The organism is Vibrio sp. SCSIO 43137, from assembly GCF_028201475.1.
In the GTDB taxonomy this organism is placed as follows: Bacteria; Pseudomonadota; Gammaproteobacteria; order Enterobacterales; family Vibrionaceae; genus Vibrio.
This window is the reverse complement of record NZ_CP116383.1, coordinates 2,028,446-2,044,308: the sequence shown is the minus strand read 5'-3', so window position 1 is coordinate 2,044,308 and position 15,863 is coordinate 2,028,446. Positions and strand designations below refer to the sequence as shown.

Below are 15,863 nucleotides of genomic sequence, written 5' to 3'. Positions count from 1 at the left end.
GAAGCTCTGAATACTGCATTTTGAGGTCACTTGGGTATATTGGAACTGCATAATCAAAAGGGAGAAATAGCCAACTTAGCCGATAATCTTACCCTGAAAGAGGTGGCTGAAATGGGCTTTTCCATTGATATTTGTGATGAGGTGTTTGATCCGAATGAACACTGGAAAATAGAAGGACAACACAGAGAGATAGACCTAGAGCCACGGCAGAAATAGGCTAGCCAGATAAAGAGAAACCGCATTAAATTAATGCGGTTTTTCGTTTTTAGCTCGCCTCGGTACGGGGAGGGCAGGCGCTGAGAATATTTCTCCGGCCGGTTTCCGTTAACTCTTCCAACACGACATCAAAGCCCCATAGCCGGTGCAGGTGTTTCATTACTTCCTCATGGCCATCCGCTAAAGGAATTCTGTCATGGGGAACATACTGCAGAATCATAGAGCGATCACCGCGCACATCTACATTCCACACCTGAATATTAGGTTCAAGGTTACTCAGATTGTATTGAGCTGCCAGCCTCTCGCGGATCATACGGTAGCCGGTACTGTCGTGTATGTTGCTCACTTCGATAAAGTTCTTTCTGTCATCATCCAGTACAGCGAATAACTTAAAATCGCGCATCAGCTTAGGTGACAGGTACTGGCTGATAAAGCTCTCATCCTTAAAGTTATGCATGGCAAAATGAACCGCATCCAGCCAGTCTGAACCAGCGAGATCCGGGAACCACTCTCTGTCTTCATCGGTCGGGTCTTCGCAAATCCGGCGTATATCCTGAAACATAGCGAAGCCTAACGCATAAGGGTTAATGCCACTGTAGTAAGGGCTGTTGTATGGAGGTTGTGCCACCACATTGGTATGGCTATGCAGAAACTCCAGTATAAACTTATCTGTTACTATGCCTTCGTCATAAAGGTGGTTAAGTATGGTGTAGTGCCAGAAGGTTGCCCAGCCCTCGTTCATTACCTGAGTCTGTTTCTGAGGGTAGAAGTACTGGCTCACCTTACGCACAATACGCACAATTTCCCGCTGCCACGGCTCAAGTAACGGCGCATGTTTTTCAATAAAGTACAGCAGGTTTTCCTGAGGCTCGGTAGGGAAGCGGATTTTCTCCTGCTCTGATTTTTCTTGAGATTTAGGCACGGTACGCCACAGGTCGTTTACCTGAGATTGTAAGTAGGCTTCCCGCTCTTCCTGACGTATTTTCTCCTCGGCGATGGAGATTTTCTCGGGACGTTTATATCGGTCTACACCAAAATTCATCAGGGCATGGCAGGAGTCGAGGATATCTTCCACCTGATCAATGCCGTGTTTTTCTTCGCAGTCACTAATGTAATTACGGGCAAACAGGAGATAATCAATAATGGAACTGGCATCAGTCCAGGTCTGGAACAGATAGTTGCCTTTAAAAAAGGAGTTATGTCCATAACAGGCATGGGCCATCACCAGCGCCTGCATAGTGACGCTGTTCTCTTCCATCAGGTAGGCGATACAGGGATCTGAGTTAATCACGATCTCATAGGCCAGACCCATCTGACCGTGCTTATAGTTCTGTTCAGTCTGGATAAACTTTTTACCGAACGACCAGTGGTGATAATTAATTGGCATACCAACGCTGGAATAGGCGTCCATCATCTGTTCTGAGGTGATTACCTCAATCTGATTCGGATAGGTGTCCAGCCGGTAGTGCTCGGCTACCCGCTTGATTTCCTTGTGATAATCCTCCAACAGGCCGAATGTCCAGTCCGGCCCGTCCGGCAGAGCTCTGTTTTTGTTCTTCTTTGCAGCCATAGCGCATCTCCCTATGCTGTTTCTTTTTTGAACAGCTCCCTGAACACAGGGAAAATATCATCTACTGAACGTATATTCTTCATGGCAAAATTATCGACATTCTGTTGAATCTTTTCGTATTCGTGCCACAGTGACTGATGGGTTCTCCTTGTTATCTCGATATATGAGTAGTACTGACAGTTCGGCAGAAGCTTATCTGCCAGCAGATCACGACATTTAGGAGAGTCATCTGCCCAGTTATCACCATCAGAGGCTTGTGCCGCATAGATGTTCCATTCGCCGGTCGGATAGCGATCCTCAACAATCTCTTTCATCAACTTAAGGGCGCTGGAAACAATGGTTCCGCCGGTCTCCTGCGAGTAGAAAAACTCTTGTTCATCTACCTCTTTTGCTTGTGTATGGTGGCGGATAAACACCACTTCAACATTCTCGTAGGTTCTGGTCAGGAACAGATAGAGCAGTACATAAAAGCGTTTGGCAATATCTTTGGTGGCCTGATCCATTGAGCCGGAAACATCCATCAGACAGAACATCACCGCCTGACTGGAAGGGACGGGACGTTTCTCGTAGTTCTTAAAGCGTAAATCAAAACTATCCAGAAACGGAACCCGGGCTATCTTGTCGCGCAGCTCTTTAATCTCTTTTTTCAGTCTCTTCTCTTCAAGAGGCTGTGCCGGTTCGGAGTTTCCGATACGTTCCAGCTCCTCTTCAAGCTCATTGAGCAGGCGTCGCTTTCCTGATGTCATGGCAGTACGTCGTGCCAGTGACTGTTGCAATGAACGAACGATAGCGATATTGGAAGGGTTTCCTGCTGTCTGATAGCCTGCCCGGGTGGTTTTCCACTCGGTAATTTTATTTATCTGGTTCTTTTCCAGATTGGGTAGTTCAAGATCTTCAAACAGAATATCCAGATACTCATCTTTGGAAATCTGAAATACAAATTCGTCTTCTCCCTCTCCGTCCTGACTTGCTTCACCTTCGCCGGAACCACCACCGGAACCTCCGCCTTTCGGCCGCTCCATGCGGTCACCTTTAATAAACTTATCGTTACCGGGATGGACCCGCTCACGCACACCACCCTGTCCCTGATGGAAGGTTGGTTCTTTTATATCGCGGTGTGGAATAGAGATATCTTCGCCCGTTTCTGTATCCGTGATCGAGCGGCGGTTCACAGCATCGGCAACCGATTCTTTGATTTGCTCCTTATGGCGTCGCATAAAGCGCTGTCGGTTGACAGTACTTTTGTTCTTGCCATTGAGCCTTCTGTCTATAAATTGCGCCATGAGTAACTCCTTGTATACGCCTAAGAGTTGTATTCACTGCCTGCCAGCATGAGAGCGGGCAGCGAATACTTTGCTCACACAAAAAGCGTCAAGCATTAAGAGGACTTACGTACCCGTAAATACCACTCTGACAGCAATCTGACTTGTTTCTTGGTGTAGCCTTTTTCCATCATACGTGCGACAAAGTCGTCGTGTTTCTTCTGGTCATCCGTTGAGGTTTTCGCATTAAATGAGATAACCGGCAGCAGCTCTTCAGTATTGGAGAACATCTTCTTCTCAATAACTGTGCGAAGCTTCTCATAACTGGTCCAGACAGGGTTACTGCCCTTATTACTGGCTCGTGCACGAAGCACAAAGTTAACGATCTCATTACGGAAATCTTTCGGATTACTGATACCGGCTGGTTTTTCGATTTTCTCCAGTTCGCTGTTAAGGGCAGCGCGGTCAAACAGCTGGCCGGTTTCAGGGTCGCGATACTCCTGATCCTGAATCCAGAAGTCCGCATAGGTAACGTAACGGTCGAATATGTTCTGTCCGTATTCTGAGTAGGATTCCAGATAGGCGGTCTGAATCTCTTTACCGATAAACTCGATATATTTCGGTACCAGATAGCCTTTCAGGAACTCAAGGTACTTCTCAGCCATTTCCTGAGGGAACTGCTCACGTTCTACCTGCTGTTCGATAACGTAGAACAGGTGAACCGGGTTGGCGGCAACTTCAGCCTGATCGAAGTTAAACACACGGGACAGAATCTTAAAGGCGAATCGGGTTGATAGCCCGGACATACCTTCATCAACTCCGGCGAAATCACGGTATTCCTGATAGCTTTTCGCTTTTGGATCGGTATCTTTCAGAGTCTCACCGTCATAAACCCGCATTTTCGAAAAGATGGATGAATTTTCTGGATCTTTGATTCGTGAAAGAACACTGAACTGAGCCAGCATATCAAGGGTACTTGGCGAACAAGGTGCTTTTGACAGCTCACTGTGCTCAAGCAGTTTCTGGTAGATTTTGACCTCTTCAGAGACGCGCAGGCAGTATGGAACTTTGACAATGTAGACACGGTCAAGGAAAGCTTCATTGTTCTTGTTGTTACGGAATGACTGCCATTCAGATTCGTTTGAGTGCGCCAGAATCATACCGTCAAATGGCAATGCAGACAGGCCTTCGGTACCGTTAAAGTTACCTTCCTGTGTTGCAGTAAGCAGTGGGTGCAGCACTTTAATCGGTGCCTTAAACATTTCTACAAACTCCATCAGACCCTGATTTGCCTTACATAGGGCACCTGAGTAGCTGTAAGCGTCCGGATCATCCTGAGAGTAGTGTTCAAGCTGGCGAATATCGACTTTACCGACCAGAGAAGAGATATCCTGATTGTTCTCATCACCGGGCTCTGTTTTGGCTACCGCTACCTGATCCAGAATGGAAGGACGGACCTTAACCACTTTAAACTTGGTGACGTCACCGCCAAACTCATGCAGTCGCTTAGCTGCCCATGGAGACATGATTGAGCGAAGATAGCGCGCTTCAATACCGTACTCTTTTTTCAGCAGTGCAGCATCTTCCGCAGCGTCAAACAGACAGAACGGATGGTCGTTAACCGGGCTGCGCTCACCATTGGCAGAAAGCACATAAATAGGCATTTTTTCCATTAGGCTTTTCAGTTTTTCAGCCAGAGATGACTTACCGCCACCAACCGGGCCTAACAGATAGAGAATCTGCTTGCGCTCCTCCAGACCCTGAGCAGCGTGCTTAAGGTAAGAGACAATTTGCTCAATGGAGTCTTCCATTCCGTAGAAATCTTCAAACGTTTTATAACGTGAGATAACCCGGTTGGAAAAAATACGACTAAGTCGAGGATCATGTGCAGTATCAACGACTTCCGGCTCACCAATCGCCAGCAAGAGTCGCTCTGCTGCATTGGCATAGGCACTTTTATCCTTTTGACACAGTGTCAAAAAATCCTGTAATGATAGCTCTTCATCCTTGGCTGCTTCGTAGCGTGCCTGATAGTGGTCAAAAATACTCATGCTGAAACCCCTCTAAACCGTCAAACTGACTACAGCGAAATTTACTAATCCTTCACTTTCTAAGACTAGACACTGTTTCAAGATTTTGCTTAACAATTATGTATTTATTTCTGCATTTATCCGGATTTCTGTAGTGGATAATATGCATAAATTATAAATATCAGTGCATATATTTTGTGTGTAAAAAATTCTGCCAATGAGCTATAGCTAGCAATGATGCTAGTTGCACAATTAATTTCTTGATGAATAAAACACTGTTCGATAAAATGCTTGCCTATTGTTCCTGTAGAAAATATTAAAGAGAAAAATTGTGATAAAAATCAGAAAAATGATGTGTTTAGCGGGAGCAGCATTGATCTGCTCACCGGCCATCGCCGCTAACTCACCCTGGTCATTGGGAGCTGGTGCTGCTTATTCGCCTAATGTTTATAAAGGTACTTCAAGTGACAGAGTGGCGATTCCTATCATAGGTTTTGAAGGTGAACACCTTTATTTACGAGGTTTTAGTGCGGGCTATCGTGTTATGCCAAGAGGTTCAGAGCACAATGTGATTGTGAAGCTTATGTATGATTCACGATCGTTCGACCCTAGCGATTCTGATGATGTAAATATGAAGAAACTGGATAAGCGTCGGGCTACTGTGCTTGGCGGTATCAGCTATCAGTGGCTTTCACCTGTAGGGGTAATAGAAACCGGTGTTGCGACAGATCTGGGCAATGAGCACAATGGCTTGTACGCAGAGTTAGCGTGGAAACTGCCTTACAGAACACCATTCTGGGGTCTGACGCCTGAAGTTGGTTATTCCTATAACAACGACAAACTGAACCAGCACCTTTATGGAGTTTCGAAAGAGGAGTCCGCCAGAACCGGAGGTGCGATTGCCGCTTTCGATCCAAGCTGGGATGGTCATTACTTTATCGGTTTGTCCGCTTATCTTAATCTGACTGACCATATCACGATTAATGGCGGGGTGAGATACACTAATATAGAAGGCGAGTTGGAAGAGAGTCCTATATTAGATGGTACCGTTTCCACTAAAGCAAATATTGGTGTTATTTATCGGTTCTGATATTGATAAGTAAAGACAATAGATTATTGATAACCGCCTTTATCAGCCTCTTGTTTCGCTTTTAAAGGCGGTTTTTTATTATTTAAACACACTTTTATCCCGCCTTTAAATAAGATCTCTGTTCCATTGTTTATTTAAAACTACACTTGTCAGTGTATTTGTTTGCTTTTATTTTTCGACGTAAAATAAATAAAGTATGAGCTACTTCACTGATCATTAATGTATTAATCATCGCTGTAAAATATTGATCTAGGTCTAATTGTGATGAGATTCAATATATTGATTCCTTAGTTAATACCATAAATACCTTTTGAGAAAGCCATCACAATTTGGTGGAAATATAGGCGTTATGGTAATAAAAAATAACCATAAAAGTGAGTAGTGGCATGAGCCATGAGTTTGGCGAACCGATCGACAGAGTTGTTCAGGAATATGTTCCGGGTAAACAGATTACCCTTGCTCATATGGTAGCAAATCCGACTGAAGAGCTGTGTGAAAGGATAGGGGTGGTGCATAAGGAAGCCATAGGCATCCTGACCCTGACCCCAGGTGAAACCGCTATCATTGCTGGTGATGTTGCAACTAAGTCTGCTGATGTAGGTATCGGATTTCTCGATAGATTTTCCGGTTCTCTTGTTATTACAGGGTCAGTGGGGTCCGTTAAAGTTGCATTGGATGAAGTGCTTAGAACTCTCGGACAGGATCTGGGATATACCGCGTGTCAGGCGACCCGAACATGAGTGATGATCAACCAGAACAACAACTCTTACCGCAGAGCTTTGCCGTTATCGGTGAAGTTGATGCGGGCAAGTCTGCATTAATTACCCGCTTAGTTGCCCCTGACGGAAATCAGAAAAAAACTCAAACTCCAATTTTTTATTCCGGTAGTGTTATTGATACTCCCGGAGAGTATGTAGATAACAGAGCGTGGAATGGTCCGCTTTTATCTACTATTTCCAGTGTTAAAACTATTGTCTATTTGCAACCGGCGAATGGGAAAAGATTTTCAGCCCCGCCGGGTTTATTACGTGTCTATCCTAATAAACGCCTGATAGGTGTAATCAGCAAGGTTGACCTTGATGATGCAGATATTAATAACGCGGAAAAACTACTGGTAAATAATGGTGTTCAGCCACCATTTTTTCATACATCGATACATGATGATAATTCTATAAATAAGCTGCGCGAATTTTTAAGCGGCTTTAATTAATAACAAGATTGCCTTAGTCACTAAGGAAAGTAGGGTGGAATTAATGAAAAAGTTAATTACTGCAACGGATGTACGAGATTTTAAAGCTCAGGGAAAAACAGAAATTCCGGCCAAGCCGTGCAGCACAATAGTAACGCCTGAAGCGTATGATGTTGCCAAAGTTCTTGGGCTGACATTTGTTCAGAGTGATGATGTAAAACCTGCCTGTCAGGCAATACCTGCCTCAGCAACTTCGCCAGTTAAAGTTGATAAAGAGACTGACTTACCAAATAACCCTGCCCTTAACCAGATTAAGAACGAAATTCAGTCTCGTCTGGGCAAAGATGTCGATAGTTCACTAATAGACTCTTTGATTAAAAAAGCACTGGCAGATTTTGATCACAAAGCGCCGACCTGTCCGAGACAGATTAACGATGACGGAATCGTTCTGGTCAGGGGGAACACCGTTGATTTAGGCGTGTTTGACGGAGCTCCGGGGAAAAATATCGGCCTGACCGATGTGATTGGTCCTGAGCAGAACAGCACCTTAGGTGTGGGTTATATGGGCTGGGAGAACGCTTTTTTTCCATGGACCCTGAATTATGACGAGGTAGACGTCATTCTTGAAGGCGAACTGCATATCAAAACACCTTCAGGTACAACAATCGGTAAACCGGGAGACGTAATCTTTATCCCTAAAGGCAGTGACATTGAGTTCGGTACCCCGACTCATGTGCGTTTCGTTTACGTTGCCTATCCGGCAGATTGGTCGGAACAGTAGGGGCTAAGATGGGTACCTTCATTACCGAAGAGTATTTGCGGGGGAATTTCGGCCTGTCCCATTCCAGTGAAGTTCAGCTTCCTGAAGGATGCCGGCTGACTCCTTCTGCTCAGGCGCTGTTATCGGAAAGAAAGATCACTATCCGCTATATCAATGAGCAGGGTGAAGTGTTCGTGGCTGCCGATGAGAGCAGCGAGCCAGAGAAGGTTCATCCCCTTAAGACCAATAATCAGCGTCCGGAAAATGCCTGTTGGGCTTGTGGTAGTGATATCGACAATAAACCGTCGTTTATGACTCATCTGAATGACCAGCAACTGGTACCGAAAAACCACCCCAGAATAGCATTGAGGGGAAAAATCGATACTGCCATTTGTTTGTGTGTGGAGGCTCAATGCCTTATTCAGGATCAACCTCCATTTATTGTCCATGCAATGTCAGATATTCGCTCATATCTTGGCCAGATTCTACAGTCAGAAGTGACAGAGCAACCATTGCCTCTGCCTTCTTTCGGTGAAATTGATTCAGAAACCATTCACAAATGGTCTCACAACCCTCTTAAGCATCTGGGCTACGATCATATGCTTCCCGATGTCAGGTTTGGTGCAGAAGTGGCAAAACTAAACACACTAAGGGCGCAAGTGAGAGAGCTTGAACTTGAAGCAAGCAGGGTATTTATCGACATCAGCATGCGCTTAGAGCGTGAAGATATTGTCGCCGGCCTGAACCGTCTGTCCAGTGCGATATATGTGGTGATGATTCTGGTATGGCAGTGCAAAAGTGGTAATCAGAATGTGCTTGAAAGGCTGGTGAACTAGTATGCAGATTTTACAACAGTGCAGAGAGAAATGTCGTCAGGCGCCGAAGAAAATTGTCTTTCCGGATACCGATGATGTACGCCTGTTACATGCGGCTAATGAACTGAAACTGAGCGGTCTGGCAGAACCTATTCTGCTTGGTAACCCGTTTATGCTGAGAGACAGAGCCTACAAAGCGGGTATCGCTATGCCTTGCCTGACGACTCTGGCTCCGGAAACGGCCGGCTGCTTTGACGAAATGGTGCAGATCTATATCAGCAAGCAGCGAAAGCCCGTCAGTGAAGAAGAAGCCCGTAAACTGGTGGCTTCACCATTGCAGTTTTCCGCTTTAATGGTGGATCAAGGTTACGCGGATCTATGTATCGCCGGCAATCTGGCGACTACTGGTGATGTGATTCGTAGTGCTATCCGTGGCATTGGCGTCGCACCAGGCAGTAAAACCGTATCCAGCTTCTTCCTGATGCTGGCACCTGACGGCTCCAAGACTCACGCCTTTGCCGATGCAGGGGTTATTCCTCTGCCGACCACTGAGCAACTGGCCGATATCGCCATAGATACTGCCAATAACTATCGCAAGTTAACCGGTGAAGAGCCGAGGGTGGCAATGCTCTCTTTCTCAACCAAAGGCAGTGCATCTCACCCGTCAGTGAGCAAGGTATCTGAGGCGACTGAGTTAGTCAGACAGCGCTGTCCGGATCTCATCATCGACGGTGAGGTTCAGTTTGATGCCGCAATCGAGCCGGAAGTGGCGGCTCAGAAAATGCCCGATAGTCCGTTGGGCGGTAAAGCGAACGTATTTATTTTCCCATCTCTGAGTGCGGGCAACATTGCTTACAAAGTTGCCCAGCGATTAGGTGGATATATTGCTTTGGGACCGATGCTGCAAGGGTTAGCTAAACCCATGCATGACCTGTCCCGGGGTTGTAGCTCTGACGATATCGTAGATATCTCAGTCCTTACTTCTTGTATGTAACTTATTTGGAAAACCTTAGGAGAATTCAAATGGAAGCTCTAGGCATTATCGAAACAAAAGGTCTTACTGCTCTGATCGAAGCATCTGATGCAATGGTAAAAGCAGCGCGTGTTGAACTGGTTGGTTATAAGCAGATCGGTTCTGGTCTTGTAACAGCAATGGTTCGTGGTGATGTAGCTGCATGTAAAGCAGCAACTGATGCCGGTGCCGCTGCAGCTCAGCGCCTCGGTGAAGTGGTAGCCGTTCACGTTATTCCTCGTCCACACGGTGATCTGGAAGCGATTTTCCCGATTTCACAAGCAGCACCTGCGGCTAAGAAATAGCCGCAGCAACACAGAACGACTCTGAGGAGAGGCTAATGGATGCATTAGGCATTATCGAAACAAAAGGGCTGACTTCATTGATTGAAGCGTCTGACGCCATGGTTAAAGCCGCTCGTGTTGAGCTGGTTGGCTATGAGCAAATAGGAACCGGTTATGTAACCGCACTGGTTCGTGGCGATGTTGCGTCCTGTAAAGCGGCAACAGATGCCGGTGCCGTTGTGGCAGAAAAGCTGGGAGAACTTATTGCCGTCCATGTTATTCCGAGGCCACATCAGGATCTGGAAAAAATCTTTCCGATCTCTGTGAAGAAGTAGTTGTCCGGAGTAAATCAGCACGTCGCCTCCTTACCGGGATGGCGTAATTGAATAAGGGGGAGGCATGCGTGTAGCAAAAGTTGTCGGTCAGGTGGTGGCTACCATTCGTAGCCCTGACATGAGAATGGACAAGCTTTGTCTGGTGGAGTTTGTCGATAAAAAGGGTAAATCAACCAGTGAGGTGCATGTTGCTATGGACCAGCTCGGCGCCGGAGAAGGTGAGTGGGTATTGGTTGTATCTGGTAGCTCAGCCCGGATGGCATATGGCGCTGGTGGTGAGCATTCGCCTGTAGACCTTTGTGTGGTCGGCATCATTGATGAGATTACATCAGATCAGAGTATTCAGTACCACAAGGGCCAGTAAGAAATTCGATTAGGGGTAAATAACAATGGATCAGAGCGAAATTGAGGATATTGTTCGCAGGGTTGTGGTTCAGTTAAAGTCTGAAACCCAGCCATCAGGCGGAGAGTATGGGGTATTCGACTCTCTGGATGATGCGGTTGCGGCTGCGAAATGTTCTCAAAAGCAGATACGCAGCCTTGCTGTCAGAGACAAGATTGTTACTGAAATCCGCCGTATGGCTAAGAAGCACGCTAAAGAGCTTTCTGAACTGGCTGTTCAGGAAACAGGCTTTGGCCGTGTGGAAGATAAAATCAAAAAACATTTGCTGGTAGCATCACGGACGCCGGGAACAGAAATCCTGACGCCACAGGCTGTATCAGGTGATAGCGGTCTGAGCCTGATTGAAAACGCCCCTTGGGGAGTGATTGCTTCAGTAACGCCTAGCACCAACCCTTCCTGTACTGTGATTAATAACGCTATCAGTATGATTGCAGCGGGAAATGCTGTGGTATTTGCACCGCACCCTGCGGCTAAAAAGGTATCTCAGCGGGCGATTCAATTGGTTAATCAGGCTGCTGAGCGAGTAGGTGGTCCGTCTAACTTATGTACCACAGTGAAGGTTCCTTCACTGGATAACGCCAGAAATCTGTTCACTTATCCGGGCATTAAGCTATTGGTGGTTACGGGTGGTGACGCCGTGGTTGATGCAGCAAAAGAGATCACCGATAAGCGTCTGATAGCGGCCGGTCCGGGCAACCCGCCGGTAGTGGTAGATGAAACTGCTGATATTGAAAGAGCAGCAATTTCCATTGTGGAAGGTGCTTCTTTTGATAACAACATTGTGTGTGCCTGTGAAAAAGAGATTATTGCTGTTGAATCTGTTGCTGACAGTTTGATGCAGGCAATGACCTGTAACGGAGCCTATGAGCTTAATGCGGATCAGGCAGAAGCCATTGCCCGCGAGGTACTAAAAGGTTATCCGGGTGATAACCCAAGTGCTAACCCTAAGTGGGTGGGACGTGACGCCGCCAAACTGGCTGCAACCATTGGTCTGACGGTTCCTGAGTCAACCCGTCTGCTGGTATTCCATGCGCCAAAAGATCATGTGTTTGCGACTACTGAGCAGATGATGCCGATTCTGCCTCTGATTAAAGCGCGAGATGCCGATCAGGCCATTGATTGGGCTGTTGAGCTTGAATCAGATAACCACCACACGGCAGCAATTCACTCCAAAAACATTGACGTGCTGACCAGAATGGCCTTTGAAATTGACAGCAGTCTGCTGGCGAAAAATGGCCCTTGTATTGCGGCTATCGGTGCCGGTGGTGAAGGCTGGACAACCATGACCATTTCAACGCCGACAGGGGAAGGAGTGACGAACTCACTGACCTTTACCCGCAAACGTCGTTGTACTGCCGTTGACTCTTTCCGGATTGTGTAACTGATGACTAAGTTAGAGCAGGTTAAACAGCGTCTGGCCATTATCGATCAAATCGTTAATGACGATACTGAGGTAAGCCCTCCGCAGCAGTGGATTGTGGGGGTTGATCTGGGCACGGCAGATATCCAGACCGTGGTTCTGGACGGTTCAGGAGAGCCGGTTGCGGCTTTTCTGGACTGGGCCAATGTGGTGAAAGACGGTGTGGTTGTTGACTATATGGGCGCCTGCCAGATAGTCCGCTCCCAGATTCAGCGGGTGGAGCAGAAACTGGGTATTAGCGTAACCAGCGCGATTACCTCTTACCCGCCGGGAACCGATCCGAGAATCTCTATCAATGTTGTTGAATCGGCTGCCATAGAAGTAGAAAAGGTGATTGATGAGCCTTCCAGTGTGGCTGATCTGTTAGGTATTGAAGAGGGAGCCGTAGTGGATATTGGTGGCGGTACTACAGGCACCGCCATGATTAAAGCCGGCAAACAGATCTTCTCTCTGGATGATCCGAGTGGCGGTCGACACGTCTCTCTGGTTATCGCAGGACGCCTGAAGGTGGACGATGAAGAAGCAGAGCGGCTGAAAAGAACCAGTTACGAAAACCCGGATATTGCCGTCATCGTCAAGCCGGTTATCGAAAAGATGGCAGATATTGTTATGTCCCATCTGCAGGGTGATACCCCGCAACATATGTACCTGACCGGTGGCGGAACACTGGTTAATGGTGTGCAAAGTATATTCAGCGCGACTTTCCCGCAGACGGAAATAGTTACCTTTGAGCATGCCCTTTATCTGACCCCCCTTGCTATAGCAAGTTACGGTCTGGGATTAACGGAGTAATCACCATGTCATTTTCTCGTGAAGAATTAGCAGCAGTAGTGGCACAAACGATTCAGCAGTCAAAACTATACAAAGGCTTTTTCTTCCGTTCTCCGGCTATAACATTAACCGGAGGATACAGTGTCAATCAGATTGGTGATGCACTACTTGAACTTGGTGTGAGCAAAGTATTTATTGTGGTCGACAAACTGGTTTATCAGTTAGGCCTGCTGGAAGGTTGCCAGCAGTCTATTCAGTTTGCCGGTATAGAGTTCTCCATTTACAGCGAAGTAAGCGGAGAACCTGATTCAGATATGATTGATGACTGTATCGCTCAGTTTAAAACCTCGGGTGCTGATTTTGTTCTCGGTATTGGCGGTGGCTCGGCGCTGGATGTGGCTAAAGCTGTTGCCGTCATGGTGGATTACAGCGGTAGCCTGAGTGAGTTTAAAGTGGGTGGTCTTGCCTCCCGCCGAGTTGGCCTTGGCGCCATTCCTACAACGGCCGGAACCGGCTCAGAAGTGACCGATATTACTGTAGTCAAAGACGTTGCAACCGGCGTTAAGCTGCCTATTAAAGGCCCGGCACTGGTGCCGGATCTGGCAATAATTGACCCTGCCCTGATGCTTGGCGTGCCGGCGGAAGTTACCGCGGCAACAGGGATTGATACCCTGACTCACGCCATCGAAGCTTATGTTTCAAAAGATTCAAACCCCCTCTCTAAAGCCTACGCATACCATGCAGTAGAAGCGGTTGCCAGTTCACTGCGCCGTGCCGTTGGCTGCGGTGATAATCTGGATGACAGATACGATATGGCGGTAGCGGCTTATAAGGCCGGGCTGGCATTCAGCAATGCCGGGCTTGGTCTGACTCATGCAATTTCCCACCAAATTGGTTCACAGTTCCATATTCCTCACGGCACGGCAAACGCCATTCTTCTTCCTTATGTAATGGCCTTTAATGCCCTTGTCAGTGAAGCTGAGTATGCCGAACTGGCCGCGGCGTTCGGCGTTGCGAGGGAAAATATGACTCAGCGCGAATGCTGCTGGGCGGCCATTCATGCGGTAAGCCAGTTGGTCAGTGACCTTGGCCTTCCTACTTCACTGGAACATACGGATATCGATCTGGATGCCATGTTACAGGTGGCTGACGGTGCCTTGCAGGATATCTGTCTGTCCGGAAACCCGCGCACCGTAACATCCAAGCAGATTATTGCTCTGTTGCAGGATGTCGTTCAGGGCAAGATCGCCGGAGAGGTCGCCTAATGAATACCAAGTTGATTACCAGTGTCGGAATCGATGTCGGAACCACGACCACTCAGGTGATTTTTTCCCGTCTTACTCTGGTAAACAGAGCACCGGCTTCTCAGGTGCCTGTCTATGAGTTTATCGGCAGGGAAATTATTTATCAGAGTCCGGTGGTGTTTACTCCTATCGATTTTGACGGCGTAATTGACAATGAAAAGATACAAGAATTTGTTCAGAGCCAGATTACAGCAGCAGGCTCAAAAGCTGAAGAAGTAGAAACAGGAGCTATCATTATTACCGGAGAGACGGCCAAAGCACAGAATGCCCGTTCCTCTCTTTTAAGCCTTTCTCAGGAGTTGGGTGATTTTGTTGTAGCGACTGCCGGACCACATCTTGAGTCTATTATTGCCGGCAGAGGCAGTGGTGCTCATCTGGTTTCCGAAGCAAACCACAGCCGGGTAATGAATATTGATATCGGCGGCGGCACAGCGAACTTTGTTGTATTTGACTGTGGCAGAGTCGTGGACACAGCCTGTATCAATATCGGCGGACGTCTTATCCAATTGGATGATAATGGCCGGGTGACTTACCTGTCCGAAGCCGGAGCTATTCTGGTTAAAGAGGTATTCGGCGAACAGATTAGCCCGAATATACTCACCATGGATCATGTGCGTCGTATCAGCCAGAAAATGGCAGATATACTGTTTGGCCTGATCCGCGGAGATAACAGTCAGATTACCGCGCGACTGTTGCAGACCGCTGAGCTGAAAGAGGTTAATGATATCGACGCCATCTATATAAGTGGTGGTGTGGGTAACTGCCTGTTTCAGGAGAGGGTAAGTCCTGTGGCCGAGCTGTCATTCGGTGATATGGGGCCTATGCTTGCCCGCTCAATGCTACGCCATATTGAATATCCGGCACTGCCCATCAAACAACCAAAACAGACAGTAAGAGCAACGGTTATCGGAGCCGGAGCTCACTCTCTTTCCCTTTCAGGCTCAACTATCTGGCTGAAAGTAGACAGTTTACCAATGAAAAATATTCCGGTCATCCATCCGGCCATTGACTGGAACAACCCAGATTTTGATGTCAGTAGCGAAATATGTATCTGTGCCGAGCGTATGGATATTGCACTTGCGACTGATCAATATGCCATTGCGTTAGATAGCAGTATGCCGACCAAGTACAAAGCTGTTCTGCAGGCCGTAAAAGGGCTTGAGCAGTTTTACCGGCTACACGGCAATCATAACGATCCGGCAATAGTAATTTCTCACAATGATATAGGTAAAGCACTCGGAATGGAGCTGCAACCGTTACTTTTACCTCAGCCCCTTGCGGTGATTGATGAGGTAATGACCCGCGAGGGTGATTACATCGATATAGGTAAAAGCTACTTCGGAGGGGAGATTGTCCCCCTTACGGTTAAGTCTCTAGCGTTTCCGTCATAAAGGAGTGACTA

Annotated in this window: 17 protein-coding genes; 14 read left to right on the top strand and 3 right to left on the bottom strand. The window is 47.2% G+C overall.

What is annotated here, in order from left to right:
• Nucleotides 1-39: 39 nt before the first annotated feature.
• Entirely contained in the window at nucleotides 40-216 is a 177-nt protein-coding gene (locus PK654_RS09565; RefSeq protein WP_271695550.1) for a hypothetical protein, read from the top strand.
• 49 nt (nucleotides 217-265) lie between these two features.
• On the opposite strand, the gene PK654_RS09560 is transcribed toward PK654_RS09565, so the two are convergent.
• The 3 genes from PK654_RS09560 to PK654_RS09550 all read right to left on the bottom strand — a co-directional run bounded on the left by PK654_RS09560 (nucleotide 266) and on the right by PK654_RS09550 (nucleotide 5,099).
• On the bottom strand, nucleotides 266-1,786 hold the full coding sequence (locus PK654_RS09560) for a SpoVR family protein (RefSeq protein ID WP_271695549.1): 1,521 nt from the start codon (nucleotides 1,784-1,786) through the stop codon (nucleotides 266-268).
• Nucleotides 1,787-1,797: 11 nt separating this feature from the next.
• Nucleotides 1,798-3,069, bottom strand: a complete 1,272-nt coding sequence (locus PK654_RS09555; protein WP_271695547.1) for a YeaH/YhbH family protein — start codon at nucleotides 3,067-3,069, stop codon at nucleotides 1,798-1,800.
• Nucleotides 3,070-3,164: 95 nt separating this feature from the next.
• Nucleotides 3,165-5,099 carry a PrkA family serine protein kinase gene (locus tag PK654_RS09550; protein WP_271695546.1) on the bottom strand — a complete coding sequence of 645 codons (1,935 nt, stop codon included), beginning with the start codon at nucleotides 5,097-5,099 and terminating at the stop codon, nucleotides 3,165-3,167.
• A 328-nt stretch (nucleotides 5,100-5,427) separates the two neighbouring features.
• Between PK654_RS09550 and PK654_RS09545 the strand changes: the two genes are divergently transcribed.
• From PK654_RS09545 to PK654_RS09485, 13 genes are all read left to right on the top strand, one after another.
• The gene (locus tag PK654_RS09545; protein WP_271698850.1) at nucleotides 5,428-6,168 is read left to right on the top strand and encodes a MipA/OmpV family protein; all 741 of its coding nucleotides are present in this window, start codon (nucleotides 5,428-5,430) and stop codon (nucleotides 6,166-6,168) included.
• 386 nt (nucleotides 6,169-6,554) lie between these two features.
• Nucleotides 6,555-6,908: a BMC domain-containing protein gene (locus PK654_RS09540; protein WP_271695545.1), complete on the top strand. Its 354-nt coding sequence runs from the start codon at nucleotides 6,555-6,557 to the stop codon at nucleotides 6,906-6,908.
• Nucleotides 6,905-7,378, top strand: a complete 474-nt coding sequence (locus PK654_RS09535) for a EutP/PduV family microcompartment system protein (protein ID WP_271695544.1) — start codon at nucleotides 6,905-6,907, stop codon at nucleotides 7,376-7,378. The genes PK654_RS09540 and PK654_RS09535 overlap by 4 nt, the downstream gene beginning before the upstream one ends.
• A 43-nt stretch (nucleotides 7,379-7,421) precedes the next feature.
• Nucleotides 7,422-8,138: an ethanolamine utilization acetate kinase EutQ gene (gene eutQ, locus PK654_RS09530; protein ID WP_271695543.1), complete on the top strand. Its 717-nt coding sequence runs from the start codon at nucleotides 7,422-7,424 to the stop codon at nucleotides 8,136-8,138.
• Nucleotides 8,139-8,146: 8 nt separating this feature from the next.
• The gene (gene eutT / locus PK654_RS09525; protein WP_271695542.1) at nucleotides 8,147-8,953 is read left to right on the top strand and encodes an ethanolamine utilization cob(I)yrinic acid a,c-diamide adenosyltransferase EutT; all 807 of its coding nucleotides are present in this window, start codon (nucleotides 8,147-8,149) and stop codon (nucleotides 8,951-8,953) included.
• A gap of 1 nt (nucleotide 8,954) precedes the next feature.
• Entirely contained in the window at nucleotides 8,955-9,926 is a 972-nt protein-coding gene (pta, locus tag PK654_RS09520) for a phosphate acetyltransferase (RefSeq protein WP_271695541.1), read from the top strand.
• Nucleotides 9,927-9,949: 23 nt separating this feature from the next.
• Nucleotides 9,950-10,249 carry an ethanolamine utilization microcompartment protein EutM gene (eutM, locus tag PK654_RS09515; RefSeq protein ID WP_333909663.1) on the top strand — a complete coding sequence of 100 codons (300 nt, stop codon included), beginning with the start codon at nucleotides 9,950-9,952 and terminating at the stop codon, nucleotides 10,247-10,249.
• Between the two features lie 35 nt (nucleotides 10,250-10,284).
• A complete protein-coding gene (gene eutM / locus PK654_RS09510; RefSeq protein WP_271695539.1) occupies nucleotides 10,285-10,563 on the top strand; it encodes an ethanolamine utilization microcompartment protein EutM in 279 nt (92 codons plus the stop codon).
• 64 nt (nucleotides 10,564-10,627) lie between these two features.
• Nucleotides 10,628-10,927, top strand: coding sequence for a EutN/CcmL family microcompartment protein (locus PK654_RS09505; RefSeq protein WP_271695538.1), 300 nt, complete (start codon nucleotides 10,628-10,630; stop codon nucleotides 10,925-10,927).
• 25 nt (nucleotides 10,928-10,952) lie between these two features.
• On the top strand, nucleotides 10,953-12,347 hold the full coding sequence (locus PK654_RS09500) for an aldehyde dehydrogenase family protein (protein ID WP_271695537.1): 1,395 nt from the start codon (nucleotides 10,953-10,955) through the stop codon (nucleotides 12,345-12,347).
• 3 nt (nucleotides 12,348-12,350) lie between these two features.
• Nucleotides 12,351-13,178, top strand: a complete 828-nt coding sequence (gene eutJ, locus PK654_RS09495) for an ethanolamine utilization protein EutJ (RefSeq protein WP_271695536.1) — start codon at nucleotides 12,351-12,353, stop codon at nucleotides 13,176-13,178.
• Nucleotides 13,179-13,183: 5 nt separating this feature from the next.
• The gene (locus PK654_RS09490) at nucleotides 13,184-14,422 is read left to right on the top strand and encodes an iron-containing alcohol dehydrogenase (protein WP_271695535.1); all 1,239 of its coding nucleotides are present in this window, start codon (nucleotides 13,184-13,186) and stop codon (nucleotides 14,420-14,422) included.
• On the top strand, nucleotides 14,422-15,852 hold the full coding sequence (locus PK654_RS09485) for an ethanolamine ammonia-lyase reactivating factor EutA (RefSeq protein WP_271695534.1): 1,431 nt from the start codon (nucleotides 14,422-14,424) through the stop codon (nucleotides 15,850-15,852). The genes PK654_RS09490 and PK654_RS09485 overlap by 1 nt, the downstream gene beginning before the upstream one ends.
• Nucleotides 15,853-15,863: the final 11 nt, after the last annotated feature.